Raw genomic sequence first — 14,286 nt, forward strand, 5'->3', positions numbered from 1 at the left:
ACAAGCACGGAGCTTATGACCAGCAGCACAATGGCCGGCAATGCCCAGTTAGACACCTCGCACACCCCCGCACAATTGCGGGTCACGGGTGACTGGACGCTTGCCCATTACGCTGACCTCAAGCGCCTGGGCGACAAGCTTCGCGGCCAGTACGACGACAGCACCCACATCGACCTCAATGGCCTCGGCGCCCTCGACACCGCCGGCGCTTCGTTGCTGGTGGAGTTGCTGGGTTCCGAACGACTCGGTCGCTCCGCCGAACACCCCGAATGCACCCTCTCCAACGCCGATCGCGCGTTGCTGCAGACCGTCTATTGCTCGCTGACCGATTTCTGCGTTCCGCTCAAGGAACCGGAAATCGGCGTCGGCATTCAACTGCTGACCCGCATCGGTCGTGCCGTTGACGCGGTGTGGCAAGACACCTTGCAACTGCTGGGCTTCGTCGGTCTGATCCTTGAAACCATCGCCCGTGGGTTGCTCCGGCCCAAGCGCTGGCGCATCACGCCGATGGTCGCGCACATCGAACAGACCGGCCTCGACGCCGCGCCCATCGTCGCCCTGCTGACCTTTCTGGTGGGCGCGGTGGTGGCATTTCTCGGGGCGACGGTGCTGGCGAGTTTCGGCGCGAGTATTTTCACCGTGGACCTGGTGGCGTTTTCCTTCCTGCGCGAGTTCGGCGTGCTGCTGACCGCGATCCTGATGGCCGGGCGCACCGCCAGTGCGTTCACCGCGCAGATCGGCTCGATGAAGGCCAACGAAGAAATCGACGCGATCCGCACCCTCGGCCTCGATCCGATGGAGCTGCTGGTGGTGCCACGGGTCCTGGCGCTGTTGGTGGCGCTGCCGATGCTGACCTTTCTGGCGATGATCTCCGGGATTGTCGGCGGCGGCGTGGTGTGCGCGGTGTCGCTGGGGATTTCGCCAGCGATGTTCCTCTCACTGCTGCAAACCGACATTGGCGTTCAGCACTTTCTGGTGGGGATCGTCAAAGCGCCGATCTTCGCGTTCCTGATTGCCGCGATTGGCTGTCTCGAAGGTTTCAAAGTCAGCGGCAGCGCCGAATCCGTTGGCGCCCACACCACGTCCAGCGTGGTCCAGTCGATTTTCGTGGTGATCGTGCTGGATGCCGTGGCCGCGCTGTTTTTCATGGAGATAGGCTGGTGAGTCGTCTACCCCGAGCGCCCTCCGAGGCGGTGATCGAAGTCCGTGGGCTGTGCAACCGTTTTGGAAGCCAGAGCGTGCACGAGAACCTCGACCTGGATTTGTACAAAGGCGAAATCCTCGCGGTGGTCGGCGGCTCCGGCAGCGGCAAATCGGTGTTGCTGCGCAGCATTGTCGGCTTGCGCCAGCCCAGTGAAGGCGTGGTGAAAGTCTTCGGCAAGAACCTGCCGACGCTCTCCGAACACGAGCGTTCGATGGTCGAGCGGCGCTTCGGCGTGCTGTTCCAGAAAGGCGCACTGTTCTCTTCGCTGACCGTGACCGAGAACGTTGCCCTGCCCCTGATCGAACACGCCGGCCTCAGCCGCGCCGACGCCGAGCACCTGGCGGCGGTAAAACTGGCACTGGCCGGGCTGCCGTTGTCGGCGGCGGACAAATACCCCGCGTCCCTGTCCGGCGGCATGATCAAGCGTGCGGCACTGGCCCGGGCCTTGGCACTGGACCCGGACATCCTGTTTCTCGACGAGCCCACCGCAGGCCTCGACCCGATTGGCGCCGCGGCGTTCGATCAACTGATCCTGACCCTGCGCGATGCCCTGGGACTGAGCGTTTTCCTGGTGACCCACGACCTCGACACGCTCTACACCATCACCGATCGGGTGGCGGTGCTGGCGCAGAAGAAAGTGCTGGTGGCGGACGCCATCGACAAGGTGTCGGAAACCGACGATCCGTGGATTCACGAATACTTCCATGGCCCTCGCGGCCGCGCGGCGCTGACGGCCGCTCAACAGCTAAACGAGGTCTGACATGGAAACCCGAGCCCATCATGTATTGATCGGCCTGTTCACCGTGATTGTGGTGGCGGGCGCCCTGCTCTTCGGCTTGTGGCTGGCCAAGTCCAGCGTCGACACCGAGTTCAAGGATTACGAAATCGTCTTCAACGAGGCGGTCAGCGGTTTGTCCAAGGGCAGCGCCGTGCAGTACAGCGGGATCAAGGTGGGCGACGTGGTGAGCCTGCGCCTGGACCCGAAAGACCCGCGCCGGGTGCTGGCGCGGATTCGCCTCGGTGGCGAGACGCCGATCAAGGAAGACACCCAGGCCAAACTGGCGCTGACCGGGATTACGGGCACGTCGATCATCCAACTCAGTGGCGGCACGCCGCAGAGTCCCAAGCTGCGTGGCAAGGACGGTGAATTGCCGACCATCATCGCCGCGCCCTCGCCTATTGCCCGGCTGCTGAATGACAGTAACGACCTGATGGCGGGCGTGAGCACGCTGATGCACAACGCCAATCAGATGTTTTCGGCGGAGAACGTTGAGCGCATCAGCCAGACTCTCGAGCACCTGGAGCAAACCACCGGCACCATTGCCGAGCAGCGCGGCGATATCCGCCAGGCCATGCAGCAACTGGCCTCGATTGGCAAACAGGCCAGCGCCACCCTTGAGCAAACCACCGCGCTGATGCGCAATGCCAACGGTTTGCTCAACGATCAGGGCAAGCAGATGTTCGGCAGCGCCGGACAGGCGATGAAGTCGCTGGAACAGACCACCGCGACCATCGACAAACTGCTGACCACCAACCAGGACTCCCTCAACAGCGGCATGCAGGGCCTCAATGGCCTGGCGCCGGCGGTGCGTGAACTGCGCGATACCCTGAGTTCGCTGCGGGCCATTTCCCAGCGACTGGAAGCCAACCCCAGCGGTTACCTGCTGGGCAGCGACAAGAACAAGGAATTCACGCCATGAAGCTGACTCACCTCGCCCTCCTCGCCGGTTTTGCGCTGCTCAGCGCGTGCTCGATTTTGCCCAAGGCCGAGCCGTCCGATGTGTATCGCTTGCCCTCGACCCAGAGCGGCGCAGCGGCCAGTCATGGCACGCCGCAACACTGGTCGCTGCGCCTGGCCAAGCCCCAGGCTAGCGAAGCACTGAACAGCCCGAAAATCGCCGTGATTCCTCAGGGTGACTTGATCAGCAGCTACAAGGCTTCGCGCTGGAGTGACCCGGCACCGGTGTTGTTGCGTAATCGTCTGCTGGATGGGTTTCAGCGCGATGGTCGGGTGTCGTTGTTGAGCACCGATGACAGCAACTTCCAGGCGGATCTGGAACTGGGCGGCAACCTGCAAGCGTTCCAGACCGAGTACCAAGGCCCGAACGCGAGCGTGGTGGTTCGCCTGGATGCGTTGTTGGTGCGCGGTTATGACCAGCGCATCCTCGCCAGCCACCGCTTTGAAGTGCGCCAGCCGTTGAGCGATGTGAAGGTGCCGTCGGTGGTGGCCGGGTTTGGCCAGGCCAGCGATCAGTTGACGGCGCAGGTGGTGGCTTGGGCGGTGGAACAAGGGCAGAAAGTCGCCCCGCCACTCAGACCCTGAGGCCCACACAAAAACCAATGTGGGAGCGGGCTTGCTCGCGAATGCGGTGTGTCAGTCACCATCAATACTGAATGACACACCGCATTCGCGAGCAAGCCCGCTCCCACAGGGTTTTTTATTTCACAGTGGTTTTGTGGTTAACCAAAGAACCAGTAGCAAACCCCAATCGCACCCAGCACCCCGGCCAGTTCCGCGAGCAACGCACACCCCACCGCATGCCGCGCTCGCTGGATCCCCACCGCGCCGAAGTACACCGCCAATACATAGAACGTGGTTTCGGTACTGCCCTGAATCGTCGCCGCCACCAGCGCCGGGAAGCTGTCGACCCCGGAAGTCTTCATGGTTTCGATCAGCATTGCCCGGGCGGCGCTGCCGGAGAACGGCTTGACCATCGCGGTCGGCAGCGCATCGACGAAACGCGTGTCCCAACCGGCCCACTCCACCAGGTGCCGAATCCCGTCCAGACCAAAGTCCAGCGCGCCGGATGCTCGCAGTACGCCCACGGCACACAGCATCGCCACCAGATACGGCAGCAGATTCTTGGCCACGTCGAAGCCTTCTTTGGCGCCTTCGACGAACGCTTCGTAGACCTTCACTTTGCGCAACGCGCCAATGATCAGAAACATCATGATCAGGCCGAACAGCGTCAGGTTGCCGAGGATCGAGGACAGCCCGGCCAACGCGGTCGCTGAGAGCGTCGCCAGCAGCGCCATGAAGCCACCCAGTGCCAACGCACCGGGAATCAGATACGCAAGCACCACCGGGTCCCACAGGCGCAGACGTTGCATGAACGCCACCGACAACAGGCCGACGATGGTCGAGCAACTGGTGGCGAGCAGGATCGGCAGGAACACCAGAGTCGGATCCGGCGCGCCTTGCTGGGCGCGGTACATGAAGATCGTCACCGGCAGCAGGGTCAGGGACGACGCGTTGAGCACCAGGAACAGGATTTGCGCGTTACTGGCGATGGTGTCACTGGGGTTGAGCTCTTGCAGCGCCTTCATGGCCTTGAGGCCGATGGGCGTGGCGGCGTTGTCGAGGCCCAGGCCGTTGGCGGCAAAGTTGAGGGTGATGAGGCCGATGGCCGGATGGCCCGCCGGGACTTCGGGCATCAGGCGCAGGAACAGCGGGCCCAGCGCCTTGGCCAGCCACTCGACGATCCCGGCCTTCTCGGCGATCCGCAGAAATCCCAGCCACAAGGTCAGGGTACCGAACAGCAGGACCATGACCTCCACCGACAGCTTGGCCATGGCGAAGATACTTTCCACCATCGCCGCGAAGATCCCGGCATTGCCACCGATCAACCACTGCGCCAGCGCCGATACGGCTGCCACGATGAAGAAGCCAAGCCACAGGCCATTGAGCATCAGTTAAATCCCCCGAAGAATGCCGCGAATGATAGCGGGGTCGCCAGAAACGACAAACCCCGGATTTCTCCGGGGTTTGTTTGTTACTGCGAGCAGAGGCCCAATGTGGGAGCGGGCTTGCTCGCGAAGGCGGTGGGTCGGTCAACATAGATGTTGAATGTACCGGCCTCTTCGCGAGCAAGCCCGCTCCCACAAGGGATATTGCATCAGCCTTTGGAAATTTCACCGGCCGGCAATTTTTCCTTGCTGCGCCAGTGCGGCAGGGAGTTCCAGTAGCGCTCGCCCTTGGCGTCGTCGTACATGCCTTCCCAGCGGGAGATAACCAGCACGGCCAGCGCATTGCCGATCACGTTCAGTGCGGTACGGGCCATGTCCATGATGCGGTCGACACCGGCGATGAACGCCAGGCCTTCCAGCGGAATACCCACGCTGCCCAGGGTGGCCAGCAGCACCACGAAGGACACGCCCGGTACGCCGGCGATACCTTTGGAGGTGACCATCAGGGTCAGTACCAGCAGCAGTTGCTGGCTGATCGACAGGTCGATGCCGTAGAGCTGGGCAATGAAGATCGCCGCGATGCTCTGGTACAGGGTCGAACCGTCGAGGTTGAACGAGTAACCGGTCGGCACCACGAAACTGCAAATGGCTTTCGGCGCGCCGTAGGCTTCCATCTTCTCGATCACGCGCGGCAGCACGGTTTCGGAACTGGCGGTGGAGTAAGCCAGCACCAGCTCATCCTTGAAGATGCGCATCAGCTTGATCACCGAGAAGCCGAACAGCTTGGCGATCAGGCCCAGCACCACAAAGGCGAAGAAGGCAATGGCGAAGTAAACCAGCACCACCAGTTTGGCCAGTGGCAGCAAGGAGGCAAAACCGAAGTTGGCCACGGTCACCGCGATCAGGGCGAACACGCCGATCGGGGCGTAGTTCATGATCATGTGGGTGACTTTGAACATGCTTTCCGACACGCCCTGAAACATCTTCACCAGCGGTTCGCGCAGGTCCGATTGCAAGCTCGACAGACCGAGGCCGAACAACACGGAGAAGAAGATGATCGGCAGCATCTCGCCGCGGGCCATGGCCGCGAAGATGTTCGACGGGATGAGGTTGAGGATGGTTTCGATGAACGCGTGTTCATGCTGAACTTCGGCGGCGGTCGCCTGGTACTTGGAAATATCCACGGTACCCAGGGTGCTCATGTCGATGCCGGTGCCCGGATGGACCACGTTGGCCAGCACCAGACCGACCAGGATGGCGATGGTGGTGACCACTTCGAAGTAGAGGATGGTCTTCAGACCGATGCGCCCGAGTTTCTTCGCGTCGCCGACGCCGGCAATACCGACCACCAGCGAAGAGATGACGATCGGGATCACGATCATCTTGATCAGACGGATAAAGATATCGCCCGCAGGTTGCAGGACGTTGCTGATCCACCAGGCTTTTTCGGCACTGAAATGGTTGAGCAGCGCACCGATTGCAATCCCCAATACCAGACCGATGAGGATCTGCCAGGCGAGGCTAAGCTTTGCCTTCTTCATATCATTACCCTTACTTCAGTTTGACTCGGGCAGATGCGCGAACTGGAACGCTCAGTGGCGGAAAAGTCTGTGCATCTGCCCCCGTATAAGGTGCCCGCAAGCGCGTATTTACGGCTCTTCGGCAGGCGAAAAAAGGCGCAACTATTCCGATGCAAGGAAGCGACGTCTAATGCCGTAAACGCCTACCCTATGCCGAATCGGCATGAGCTTTTTCAAATGAAACTGGCGTCCCAACCGGTTCGAATACGACATTTCGGCAGGCATAAGTGCCGTGAACCGGCCATTTCAGAGCAGGTTGGTTATTTTTTAAACAGTTGAATTCATGGCAAAACTTGGGAAAAAGCCTACGTTTGATAGCGAAAACTCTCGCGTCGAAAGTCGGAGGTTTCTCGATATACGGTCGTGAAGAAACACCGCGAAACGGTTTTGCGGGGAATATGCAGCAGAGGGGAATGAACGGAGTGCTCTAGATCAACGTTTTGCACGTTGAAGCTCTCCGCAAGTCCGTCGAGCCTCTGGGGGCCGGCGAACCTGCGTCGCAGCTTTACTGACCTGACCCGGCCCTTGCGCAAGCACTCCATGTGCCCGTAGGTCACTCCGACCCTGAAACAGTCAGAACGTCCCGACCCCTTGGTCATGCGCCTGCCTTCCTCGGGTGGCGCACTGGAAAGAAGCAAGTCTGCTCCTCTCATGTTTCAAACTCAGTACCAGTTCGGATCTTTCTTGAGTTGTTCCATCAACAGGTCCTGCATGCCCTGATTCGGCTTCCCGAGGAAGCGGTAGTCGGCATGTCGCGTGGGTGACTTGTCGGCGGGCAAGCCCGCAGGCACTTCGACCAACATCGCGTAGGCGTCCTTTTTGTCGAAACTGAATGCCACGATCAAGCGTTTGTTCAGGCACGTCTTCTGTGCTTCGCACAGTGGCCCGACCAGATACTTGTCGCCATCCTCCTGGACGGCATTCATTTGCTCGGCATCGCCCGTGAGGTTCATCACCCATTCCGGCAGTCGTTCTTCCTTCTTTACGACTTTGGTCCAGGTTTCACGGTACTGCGGGTCCGAGTTCAACAACTCGTTGGCCCGCGTCTGGCCATCATTGGCCGCCATCGCCATGGCACTACCGCCCAGAAGCAGGGCGGCTGCCAGTGTCTTAAACAGAACGCTCATATTCAGCCTCGACCGCGACGGCCGAAGAAGAACGAAGCAACAAACATCACCAGGAACACGACAAAGAGAATCTTGGCGATACCCGTGGCGGTGCCCGCGATACCACCGAAGCCCAGTACGGCGGCGATGATGGCAATGATCAAGAATGTAATTGCCCAGCTCAACATGGTGATTCTCCTTACGTTTCTATTTAAAGGTATGTCTGGTGGTGCTTTTCCCGGCGCATCAGTCGCGCCAAGTTCGGTTCTTTAGAACACCCAACGTTCCTGACGGGGCATCTGATCCGCAGGCTGAGCCTGGTCGACGTCCATCATTCGCATCGGGGCGCTGTCCGCGAGGTTGCTGCTGACGGCGCTGAAGTGGGTCTGGGTGGCGTGTTGAATCGACAAGCGTGGAGCCTCTGGCTGCTGGCTCTGTTCCCAACGGGCGAATTGCTGGCCGCCGATCAACGTGATCGAAAGGGCGAGCATCGCGAACAAACCCTGCTGGATATGCAGTGGCGAGATCAGTTGGGCGGCACGTTGGCGATTCATCCTGTAGCTCCTCCACCGGGGTGGTCGTCTTGTTAAGAGCGCTCATTCCATGAATGCCCTGCGTTAATCAGACTATTGCAGTCTGCATGCCAGCTTTTCGCATGAAAAAAACCCAATAAAATCAACGGGTTATATATGTGATGAAAATCGTTCCACACGCATCCTGCACGATGGGGCCCTGACGGTCGTGCGTAATGCACGAAAGATTCGGAGGAACTTTCAAATTTTTTGAATTGCGAAGAGGGCGCGGATGTCAGAGGTTCAAGCAGGCAATCGCCGAAATCTTGGATTTTTGATAAAAAATCAACGAAATCAGGCTATTAACCAGAAGGGCAGCAGATAGCTACACTGCCGGGGCTGGAATGGATCAGAATCAACCATGCAACTTGCCCGATTTTCTCGGGCCTAACCAAAATCATTCAGTAAGGAGCGTAGGAAAATGGAATCAGCCGCTGAGCATCAAGGCCGCATTCTGCTGGTAGACGACGAGTCCGCCATCCTTCGTACCTTCCGTTATTGCCTCGAAGACGAAGGCTATACCGTCGCCACCGCCAACAGCGCCGCCCAGGCCGATGCACTGTTGCAGCGTCAGGTGTTCGACCTGTGCTTCCTGGATTTGCGTCTGGGTGAGGACAACGGCCTCGATGTATTGGCGCAGATGCGCATTCAGGCGCCGTGGATGCGGGTTGTTATCGTCACCGCGCATTCCGCCGTGGACACCGCCGTCGATGCGATCCAGGCCGGCGCCGCCGATTACTTGGTCAAACCCTGCAGCCCGGATCAATTGCGTCTGGCCACCGCCAAGCAACTGGAAGTGCGCCAACTCTCGGCGCGTCTTGAAGCCCTCGAAGGCGAAGTGCGTAAAACCAAGGACGGGCTGGATTCCCACAGCCCGGCCATGAAAGTTGTGCTTGAGACGGCCCGCCAAGTGGCCGGCACCGACGCGAATATCCTGATTCTCGGCGAGTCCGGGACCGGTAAAGGTGAACTGGCCCGGGCGATTCACGGCTGGAGCAAGCGCGAGAAGAAATCCTGCGTGACCATCAACTGCCCATCGCTGACCGCCGAATTGATGGAAAGCGAACTGTTCGGCCACAGCCGTGGCGCCTTCACCGGTGCCAGTGAAAGTACGCTGGGTCGGGTCAATCAGGCGGATGGCGGTACGTTGTTTCTGGACGAGATCGGCGACTTTCCGCTGACGTTGCAACCCAAGTTGCTGCGTTTTATTCAAGACAAGGAATACGAGCGGGTCGGCGATCCGGTCACCCGTCGCGCTGATGTGCGGATTCTTGCGGCCACCAACCTCAATCTTGAAGACATGGTCCGGGACGGTCGTTTCCGCGAAGACTTGCTCTATCGCCTGAACGTCATCACTTTGCACCTGCCGCCATTGCGCGAACGCAGCGAAGACATCCTGACCCTGGCCGATCGTTTCCTGGCGCGTTTCGTCAAGGAATACGCGCGTCCGGCCCGGGGTTTCAGCGATGAGGCCCGGGAAGCGCTGCTCAGCTATCGATGGCCGGGCAATATTCGAGAGCTGCGTAACGTGGTGGAGCGGGCGAGCATTATTTGTCCGCAGGAGCGCGTCGAGATCAGCCACTTGGGCATGGCCGAACAACCGGCAAACAATTCGCCGCGAGTCGGTGCCGCGCTGAGTCTGGATGAGCTGGAAAAAGCCCACATCGGTGCCGTGCTGGCCACCGCCGGAACCCTGGATCAGGCGGCGAAGACGCTGGGCATCGACGCCTCGACCCTGTATCGCAAACGCAAGCAGTACAACCTGTGAGCAACATCCGATGAAACTGGCGATGAAGTTGCGGACCCGGCTGTTCCTGAGTATTTCCGCCCTCATCACCGTCGCGCTGCTCGGGCTGTTGCTCGGGCTGATCAGCGTGATGCAGATGGCGGGCAATCAGGAAGTGCTGGTCCGGAATAACTTCGTCACCCTCGACCTGGGCTTGAAACTGCGCCAGACCCTCGGTGATCAACTGATCATCATGCTCAGCGAAAAGCCGGATACTGCGCAGTTCGAAGCGTCGAGGCAGCATTACTTTGAACTGCTCGATGAAGGCATCGCCCATGAGCAAGGGGTCGTGGAAGGCCAATATGGTTTCCAGCAGGCCAAGGCCGATTACCAGAGCTTTCTTCAGGCCCTGGACCTGTCCCACGATCCTGCCCGTGCACTGACGGGCAACGACGACGTCACGGCCAAATTCAATCAGCTGCGCAACGGTTTGATTGCCGAACACAAGCGCGCGCTGGACAACATCAACGACACCCAGCGCAAGGCCCGTGACCGGGCGCTGCTGATCGCTGGCCTGCTGGGGTTAGTCGGGCTGGCGGTGCTGATCATCGGCTTCATCACCGCCCATGCGATTGCCCGCCGTTTCGGCGCGCCGATCGAGGCGCTGGCCCAGGCTGCGGACAATATTGGCCAAGGCAATTTCGAAGTGACCCTGCCGATTTCCTCGGCCGAGGAAATGAACCAGCTGACCAAGCGTTTCGGGATCATGGCCGAGGCCCTGCGCGAACATCAGGCGACCAATGTTGACGAGTTGCTGGCCGGTCAGCAGCGCTTGCAGGCGGTGCTCGACAGCATCGACGACGGCTTGCTGATGATCGACCGCGAAGGGCATCTGGAACACCTTAACCCGGTGGCGCAGCGTCAATTGGGCTGGGACACCGACCGTCTCGGCCAGGGGTTGGGTTCGGCGCTCGAACGTCCGGAGCTGGATGCACAACTGCAATTGGTCTTGCGTGGCGGCACTCTGGAGCGGGCGCCGGAAGACCTGAGTGTCGAAGTCGATGGCGAGTCGCGGCTGTTGACCTACAGCCTGACCCCGGTCAGCCATACCCAAGGGCATATTCTCGGCGCGGTGATGGTGTTGCATGACGTCACCGAACAGCGGGCATTCGAACGGGTGCGCAGTGAGTTTGTGTTGCGTGCTTCCCATGAATTGCGCACGCCGGTCACCGGCATGCACATGGCGTTCGGCCTGTTTCGCGAACGGGCGAAATTTCCCCCGGACTCCCGCGAAGCGGACTTGCTCGATACCGTGAACGAAGAAATGCAGCGCTTGATGCAGCTGATCAACGACTTGCTGAACTTCTCCCGCTATCAGAACGGCTTGCAGAAACTGACGCTTGGGCCGTGCGTCATCGAGGACTTGCTGGAGCAGGCTCAAGGTCGATTTGCCGGGGAGGCTGCGCAGAGGGGCATCGACTTGCTGGTGGAAGTGCAGGGGCCGCTGCCGCGCTTGCAGGCGGACCAGGCGCAACTGGATCGAGTGCTCGACAACCTGATCGACAATGCCTTGCGTCACACCGCCCAGGACGGGCAGATCCGTTTGCAGGCCCGACGCCACGGCGAGCGCGTGATTATCAGCGTCGAGGACAACGGCGAAGGCATCGCTTACGGCCAGCAAGGGCGGATTTTCGAGCCGTTCGTACAAGTGGGCCGCAAAAAGGGCGGCGCTGGACTCGGCCTGGCGTTGTGCAAGGAAATCGTGCAATTGCACGGCGGGCGGATGGGGGTTTATTCGCGGCCGGGGCAGGGCACGCAGTTCTACATGGCGCTGGCGGTATAACGCGTTTTTACGCTTCGTCATCCAGACGACGGCCCGCCAGCCGTCGACCACGGGTAATCAGTTCGATGAACTGCACCGCGCTCAGCGCATGGGCGAACAGCCAGCCCTGACCGAACTTCACGCCTTCGCTGCTCAGGAACGCCGCCTGGGCTTCATGCTCGATGCCTTCGGCGATTACCTTGAGTTGCAGAGCCTGGGCCATGTGAATGATGTGCGGTGCCACGCCACTGCTGGCGGCGTCATGGCCCAAGGCATCAATAAAGGCCTTGTCGATTTTCAGGCAATCCACCGGCAGGGTTTGCAGGTAGGCCAGGCTGCAATAGCCGGTGCCGAAGTCATCGATCAGCACCTGATGCCCGACATCGCGCAAGGACTGCAGGTTTTCCCGGGCCACCACCACGTCGACCAATCCGCGTTCGGTCACCTCAAAGGCAATCTGTTTGGCCGCGACCCGGTGCAAGGTCAGCAGTCGCGCCATCACCTGGCCGATACGCGGCACCATCACATCGCAAGCCGCGAGGTTGACCGAGATGTACAGCTGCGGATTGGCTCGTAGCAGTTGGCCCAACTGTTCAAGCAGGCGCTGCAAGACGAAGTCGGTCATCTGGCGAATCTGCCCGGTGTTTTCCGCCATCGGGATAAACAGATCGGGGCTGGTCAGCGTGCCGTCCGGCCTGCGCCAGCGCAGCAGGGCTTCAGCACCGACGCAGTTACGGCTATCGAGGTCGAAGATCGGTTGATACAACACCTGCAATTCGCCACGGCGTATCGCGCCTTGCAGTTCTGCGTCCAGCGATTGACGCTGACGCACCAGCAGGAACACCAGGATGCCGACGATAATGCCCAGCGCCAGGCTCGCCGGCAGCAGCCACCACCAGACTGTCGGTACATGCATGGCGGTACGCGGCGTGATCAGCACCAACTGATACTCCGGGTTGTTGGTGGGCATGCGGTAAATCAACCGGGTTTGGGTCACTTGCAGCGCACCACTGCTGGTCGGTGGCCAGGGTTCCGTGGGTGGCCAGGCCTGGTCGGCACCCAACACCGGAATCGCCCGCTTCCCATGATCAAGTACCACCAACAGGCTGCTGCCCGGCGAGAGATCGACCATGTCAGTCAAATGCCCGCGAGAGGTTGCCACGCGGAAATTGCCTCGACTGAGCATCAGCGCGGCGCGGTTTTCATCGGGTTCGGTGGTGGTGTTCAGCCAGTAGCTGTAGGTGGGACCTCTGAGGTCCGCCGGTCGAATCATCGCCAGCCCTTCCTGGCGAGGGCGATTGGAGCAAATTCGGTTCCCTTCCATAAATGCGGCTTCGTAGACGAAGCGGTAGCTGAAGCTGATCTGCTGCAAGGTGGCGATCATTTCATCGTTGCACGTTCGCAGCGGCTGGGCTTCCAGGTCATCCAGGCTTTCGCGCAGTTGCCCGAACATCTGCTCAAGACGAGCGAGAAAGCGCTCGCCCTGGGCGTTCATTTCCCGGCTTTCGTTTTGCTCGACCTGATTCATCGCGATAAACAGACTGCCGGCCATCAGCAGGGTTGCGCTCAAGGCAGCAGCCAGCATCGCCAAAAACCATGGGCGATAGAACCAACTACGCAACCTCTCTCGAGTAGCAGCCATTTTGGAACATCCGAAGAATTACCAATGAGTTATAGCTGCTGATTGAGAAAAAGCCCGGACCGTCGGGCGGGCGTCATTATTTTGTCTGATTGAGCACCAGAAGCATGGCTGCGGTTTGCGCATCCGGGGTGCCATCGAATCGGGAAGGGCGGTAATGCATCTGGAAGGCGGCCAGTACGTGCCGCGTCGCCACATCCAGTTCGCCCGTCTGCGGCGTCGCGTAGCCCAGGCGCGCGAGTTCTTCCTGGAACCAGCCGATGCTCGGCAGCTCGGCCGCGAACTGCACTTGGCGGTTGGCGACGGCTTGTTCGTTCGGCCAGATGCCCAAGCCTTCAGCGGCCAGGCGTTTCCAGGGGAACAGCGGGCCAGGGTCAAGTTTGCGCAGCGGGGCGATGTCGCTATGACCGATGATATGCCGAGGGCTGATGCCATTGCGTTTGCTGATGTCCTTGAGCAGGACGATCAAGGATTGCACCTGAGCTTCGCTGTACGGATACCACAGGCGGCCCGTCGGGGTGTCGCGGAAACCCGGATTGACGATCTCTATACCAATGGAGCTGGAGTTCAGCCAGGTCCGGCCTTGCCACTCGCTTTCCCCGGCGTGCCAGGCGCGAAGGTTTTCATCCACCAGTTTGTAGATGGTTGCGCCCTTGTCATCACCGATCAGGTAGTGAGCACTGACCTCGCCATGGGTCAGCAACTGCAGCGAACGCTCCAGGGATGCGTTGGTGTAGTGCACCACCACGAACTGCACGCGGCTGTCGAAGTTGGCAGAAGGGTGGCTGGTGTCGAAACGTGGCCCGCTGGCACAACCGGCCAGCAGCAGAAGCGACACAACGAGAGCAAGAAATTTCATGGTAGAGGGCAGTACACGCGAGACGATAATGCAACAGTGTAACGTAATGCCTCGGGCGATGATGGCAAAAGAGCCGCTTTAAACAAAATGG

13 protein-coding genes are annotated in these 14,286 nt (G+C 60.2%); 6 read left to right on the plus strand and 7 right to left on the minus strand.

Going from position 1 to position 14,286, the window contains the following annotated elements; translation table 11 throughout:
• The first annotated feature begins 15 nt into the window (after nt 1-15).
• From ACIQY3_RS27000 to ACIQY3_RS27015, 4 genes are read left to right on the plus strand one after another with little or no spacing between them, the layout of a single operon-like run.
• Complete coding sequence (locus tag ACIQY3_RS27000; protein ID WP_403025905.1) at nt 16-1,164, plus strand: MlaE family lipid ABC transporter permease subunit; 1,149 nt, start codon at nt 16-18, stop codon at nt 1,162-1,164.
• Nucleotides 1,161-1,964 carry an ABC transporter ATP-binding protein gene (locus ACIQY3_RS27005; protein ID WP_054048044.1) on the plus strand — a complete coding sequence of 268 codons (804 nt, stop codon included), beginning with the start codon at nt 1,161-1,163 and terminating at the stop codon, nt 1,962-1,964. Before ACIQY3_RS27000 ends, ACIQY3_RS27005 begins: the two co-directional genes overlap by 4 nt.
• A gap of 1 nt (nt 1,965) precedes the next feature.
• Nucleotides 1,966-2,904, plus strand: coding sequence for an MlaD family protein (locus ACIQY3_RS27010; protein ID WP_403025907.1), 939 nt, complete (start codon nt 1,966-1,968; stop codon nt 2,902-2,904).
• On the plus strand, nt 2,901-3,527 hold the full coding sequence (locus tag ACIQY3_RS27015; RefSeq protein WP_403025909.1) for an ABC-type transport auxiliary lipoprotein family protein: 627 nt from the start codon (nt 2,901-2,903) through the stop codon (nt 3,525-3,527). The genes ACIQY3_RS27010 and ACIQY3_RS27015 overlap by 4 nt, the downstream gene beginning before the upstream one ends.
• A 137-nt stretch (nt 3,528-3,664) precedes the next feature.
• On the opposite strand, the gene ACIQY3_RS27020 is transcribed toward ACIQY3_RS27015, so the two are convergent.
• From ACIQY3_RS27020 to ACIQY3_RS27040, 5 genes are all read right to left on the minus strand, one after another.
• Nucleotides 3,665-4,894 carry a nucleoside recognition domain-containing protein gene (locus ACIQY3_RS27020; protein ID WP_403025911.1) on the minus strand — a complete coding sequence of 410 codons (1,230 nt, stop codon included), beginning with the start codon at nt 4,892-4,894 and terminating at the stop codon, nt 3,665-3,667.
• A gap of 206 nt (nt 4,895-5,100) precedes the next feature.
• On the minus strand, nt 5,101-6,432 hold the full coding sequence (gltP, locus tag ACIQY3_RS27025) for a glutamate/aspartate:proton symporter GltP (protein WP_054048036.1): 1,332 nt from the start codon (nt 6,430-6,432) through the stop codon (nt 5,101-5,103).
• Nucleotides 6,433-7,133: 701 nt separating this feature from the next.
• On the minus strand, nt 7,134-7,598 hold the full coding sequence (locus ACIQY3_RS27030) for an inhibitor of vertebrate lysozyme family protein (RefSeq protein ID WP_403025913.1): 465 nt from the start codon (nt 7,596-7,598) through the stop codon (nt 7,134-7,136).
• 2 nt (nt 7,599-7,600) lie between these two features.
• Complete coding sequence (locus tag ACIQY3_RS27035) at nt 7,601-7,765, minus strand: DUF1328 domain-containing protein (protein WP_008002172.1); 165 nt, start codon at nt 7,763-7,765, stop codon at nt 7,601-7,603.
• Between the two features lie 81 nt (nt 7,766-7,846).
• Entirely contained in the window at nt 7,847-8,131 is a 285-nt protein-coding gene (locus ACIQY3_RS27040) for a hypothetical protein (protein WP_403025916.1), read from the minus strand.
• 439 nt (nt 8,132-8,570) lie between these two features.
• Between ACIQY3_RS27040 and algB the strand changes: the two genes are divergently transcribed.
• Nucleotides 8,571-9,917 carry a sigma-54-dependent response regulator transcription factor AlgB gene (algB, locus tag ACIQY3_RS27045; protein WP_403025918.1) on the plus strand — a complete coding sequence of 449 codons (1,347 nt, stop codon included), beginning with the start codon at nt 8,571-8,573 and terminating at the stop codon, nt 9,915-9,917.
• 10 nt (nt 9,918-9,927) lie between these two features.
• Nucleotides 9,928-11,718 (plus strand): KinB sensor domain-containing domain, encoded by a 1,791-nt coding sequence (locus ACIQY3_RS27050; protein ID WP_403025920.1) that lies wholly within the window; start codon nt 9,928-9,930, stop codon nt 11,716-11,718.
• Nucleotides 11,719-11,725: 7 nt separating this feature from the next.
• On the opposite strand, the gene ACIQY3_RS27055 is transcribed toward ACIQY3_RS27050, so the two are convergent.
• Both ACIQY3_RS27055 and ACIQY3_RS27060 read right to left on the minus strand, forming a co-directional pair.
• The gene (locus ACIQY3_RS27055; protein WP_403025923.1) at nt 11,726-13,339 is read right to left on the minus strand and encodes an EAL domain-containing protein; all 1,614 of its coding nucleotides are present in this window, start codon (nt 13,337-13,339) and stop codon (nt 11,726-11,728) included.
• A gap of 76 nt (nt 13,340-13,415) precedes the next feature.
• Entirely contained in the window at nt 13,416-14,195 is a 780-nt protein-coding gene (locus ACIQY3_RS27060; protein WP_403025925.1) for an N-acetylmuramoyl-L-alanine amidase, read from the minus strand.
• Between the last annotated feature and the right edge of the window lie 91 nt (nt 14,196-14,286).

This window comes from Pseudomonas sp. NPDC096950, assembly GCF_044762525.1.
In the GTDB taxonomy this organism is placed as follows: domain Bacteria; phylum Pseudomonadota; class Gammaproteobacteria; order Pseudomonadales; family Pseudomonadaceae; genus Aquipseudomonas.

What these genes read in the sequence shown, in the direction of transcription:
- ACIQY3_RS27040 (WP_403025916.1), bottom strand. Translation starts at nt 8,131, where the DNA reads ATGAATCGCCAACGTGCCGCCCAACTGATCTCGCCACTGCATATCCAG.
- ACIQY3_RS27010 (WP_403025907.1), top strand. Translation starts at nt 1,966, where the DNA reads ATGGAAACCCGAGCCCATCATGTATTGATCGGCCTGTTCACCGTGATT.
- algB (WP_403025918.1), top strand. Translation starts at nt 8,571, where the DNA reads ATGGAATCAGCCGCTGAGCATCAAGGCCGCATTCTGCTGGTAGACGAC.
- ACIQY3_RS27050 (WP_403025920.1), top strand. Translation starts at nt 9,928, where the DNA reads ATGAAACTGGCGATGAAGTTGCGGACCCGGCTGTTCCTGAGTATTTCC.
- ACIQY3_RS27060 (WP_403025925.1), bottom strand. Translation starts at nt 14,195, where the DNA reads ATGAAATTTCTTGCTCTCGTTGTGTCGCTTCTGCTGCTGGCCGGTTGT.
- ACIQY3_RS27020 (WP_403025911.1), bottom strand. Translation starts at nt 4,894, where the DNA reads ATGCTCAATGGCCTGTGGCTTGGCTTCTTCATCGTGGCAGCCGTATCG.
- ACIQY3_RS27055 (WP_403025923.1), bottom strand. Translation starts at nt 13,339, where the DNA reads ATGGCTGCTACTCGAGAGAGGTTGCGTAGTTGGTTCTATCGCCCATGG.
- ACIQY3_RS27000 (WP_403025905.1), top strand. Translation starts at nt 16, where the DNA reads ATGACCAGCAGCACAATGGCCGGCAATGCCCAGTTAGACACCTCGCAC.
- ACIQY3_RS27035 (WP_008002172.1), bottom strand. Translation starts at nt 7,765, where the DNA reads ATGTTGAGCTGGGCAATTACATTCTTGATCATTGCCATCATCGCCGCC.
- ACIQY3_RS27030 (WP_403025913.1), bottom strand. Translation starts at nt 7,598, where the DNA reads ATGAGCGTTCTGTTTAAGACACTGGCAGCCGCCCTGCTTCTGGGCGGT.
- ACIQY3_RS27015 (WP_403025909.1), top strand. Translation starts at nt 2,901, where the DNA reads ATGAAGCTGACTCACCTCGCCCTCCTCGCCGGTTTTGCGCTGCTCAGC.
- gltP (WP_054048036.1), bottom strand. Translation starts at nt 6,432, where the DNA reads ATGAAGAAGGCAAAGCTTAGCCTCGCCTGGCAGATCCTCATCGGTCTG.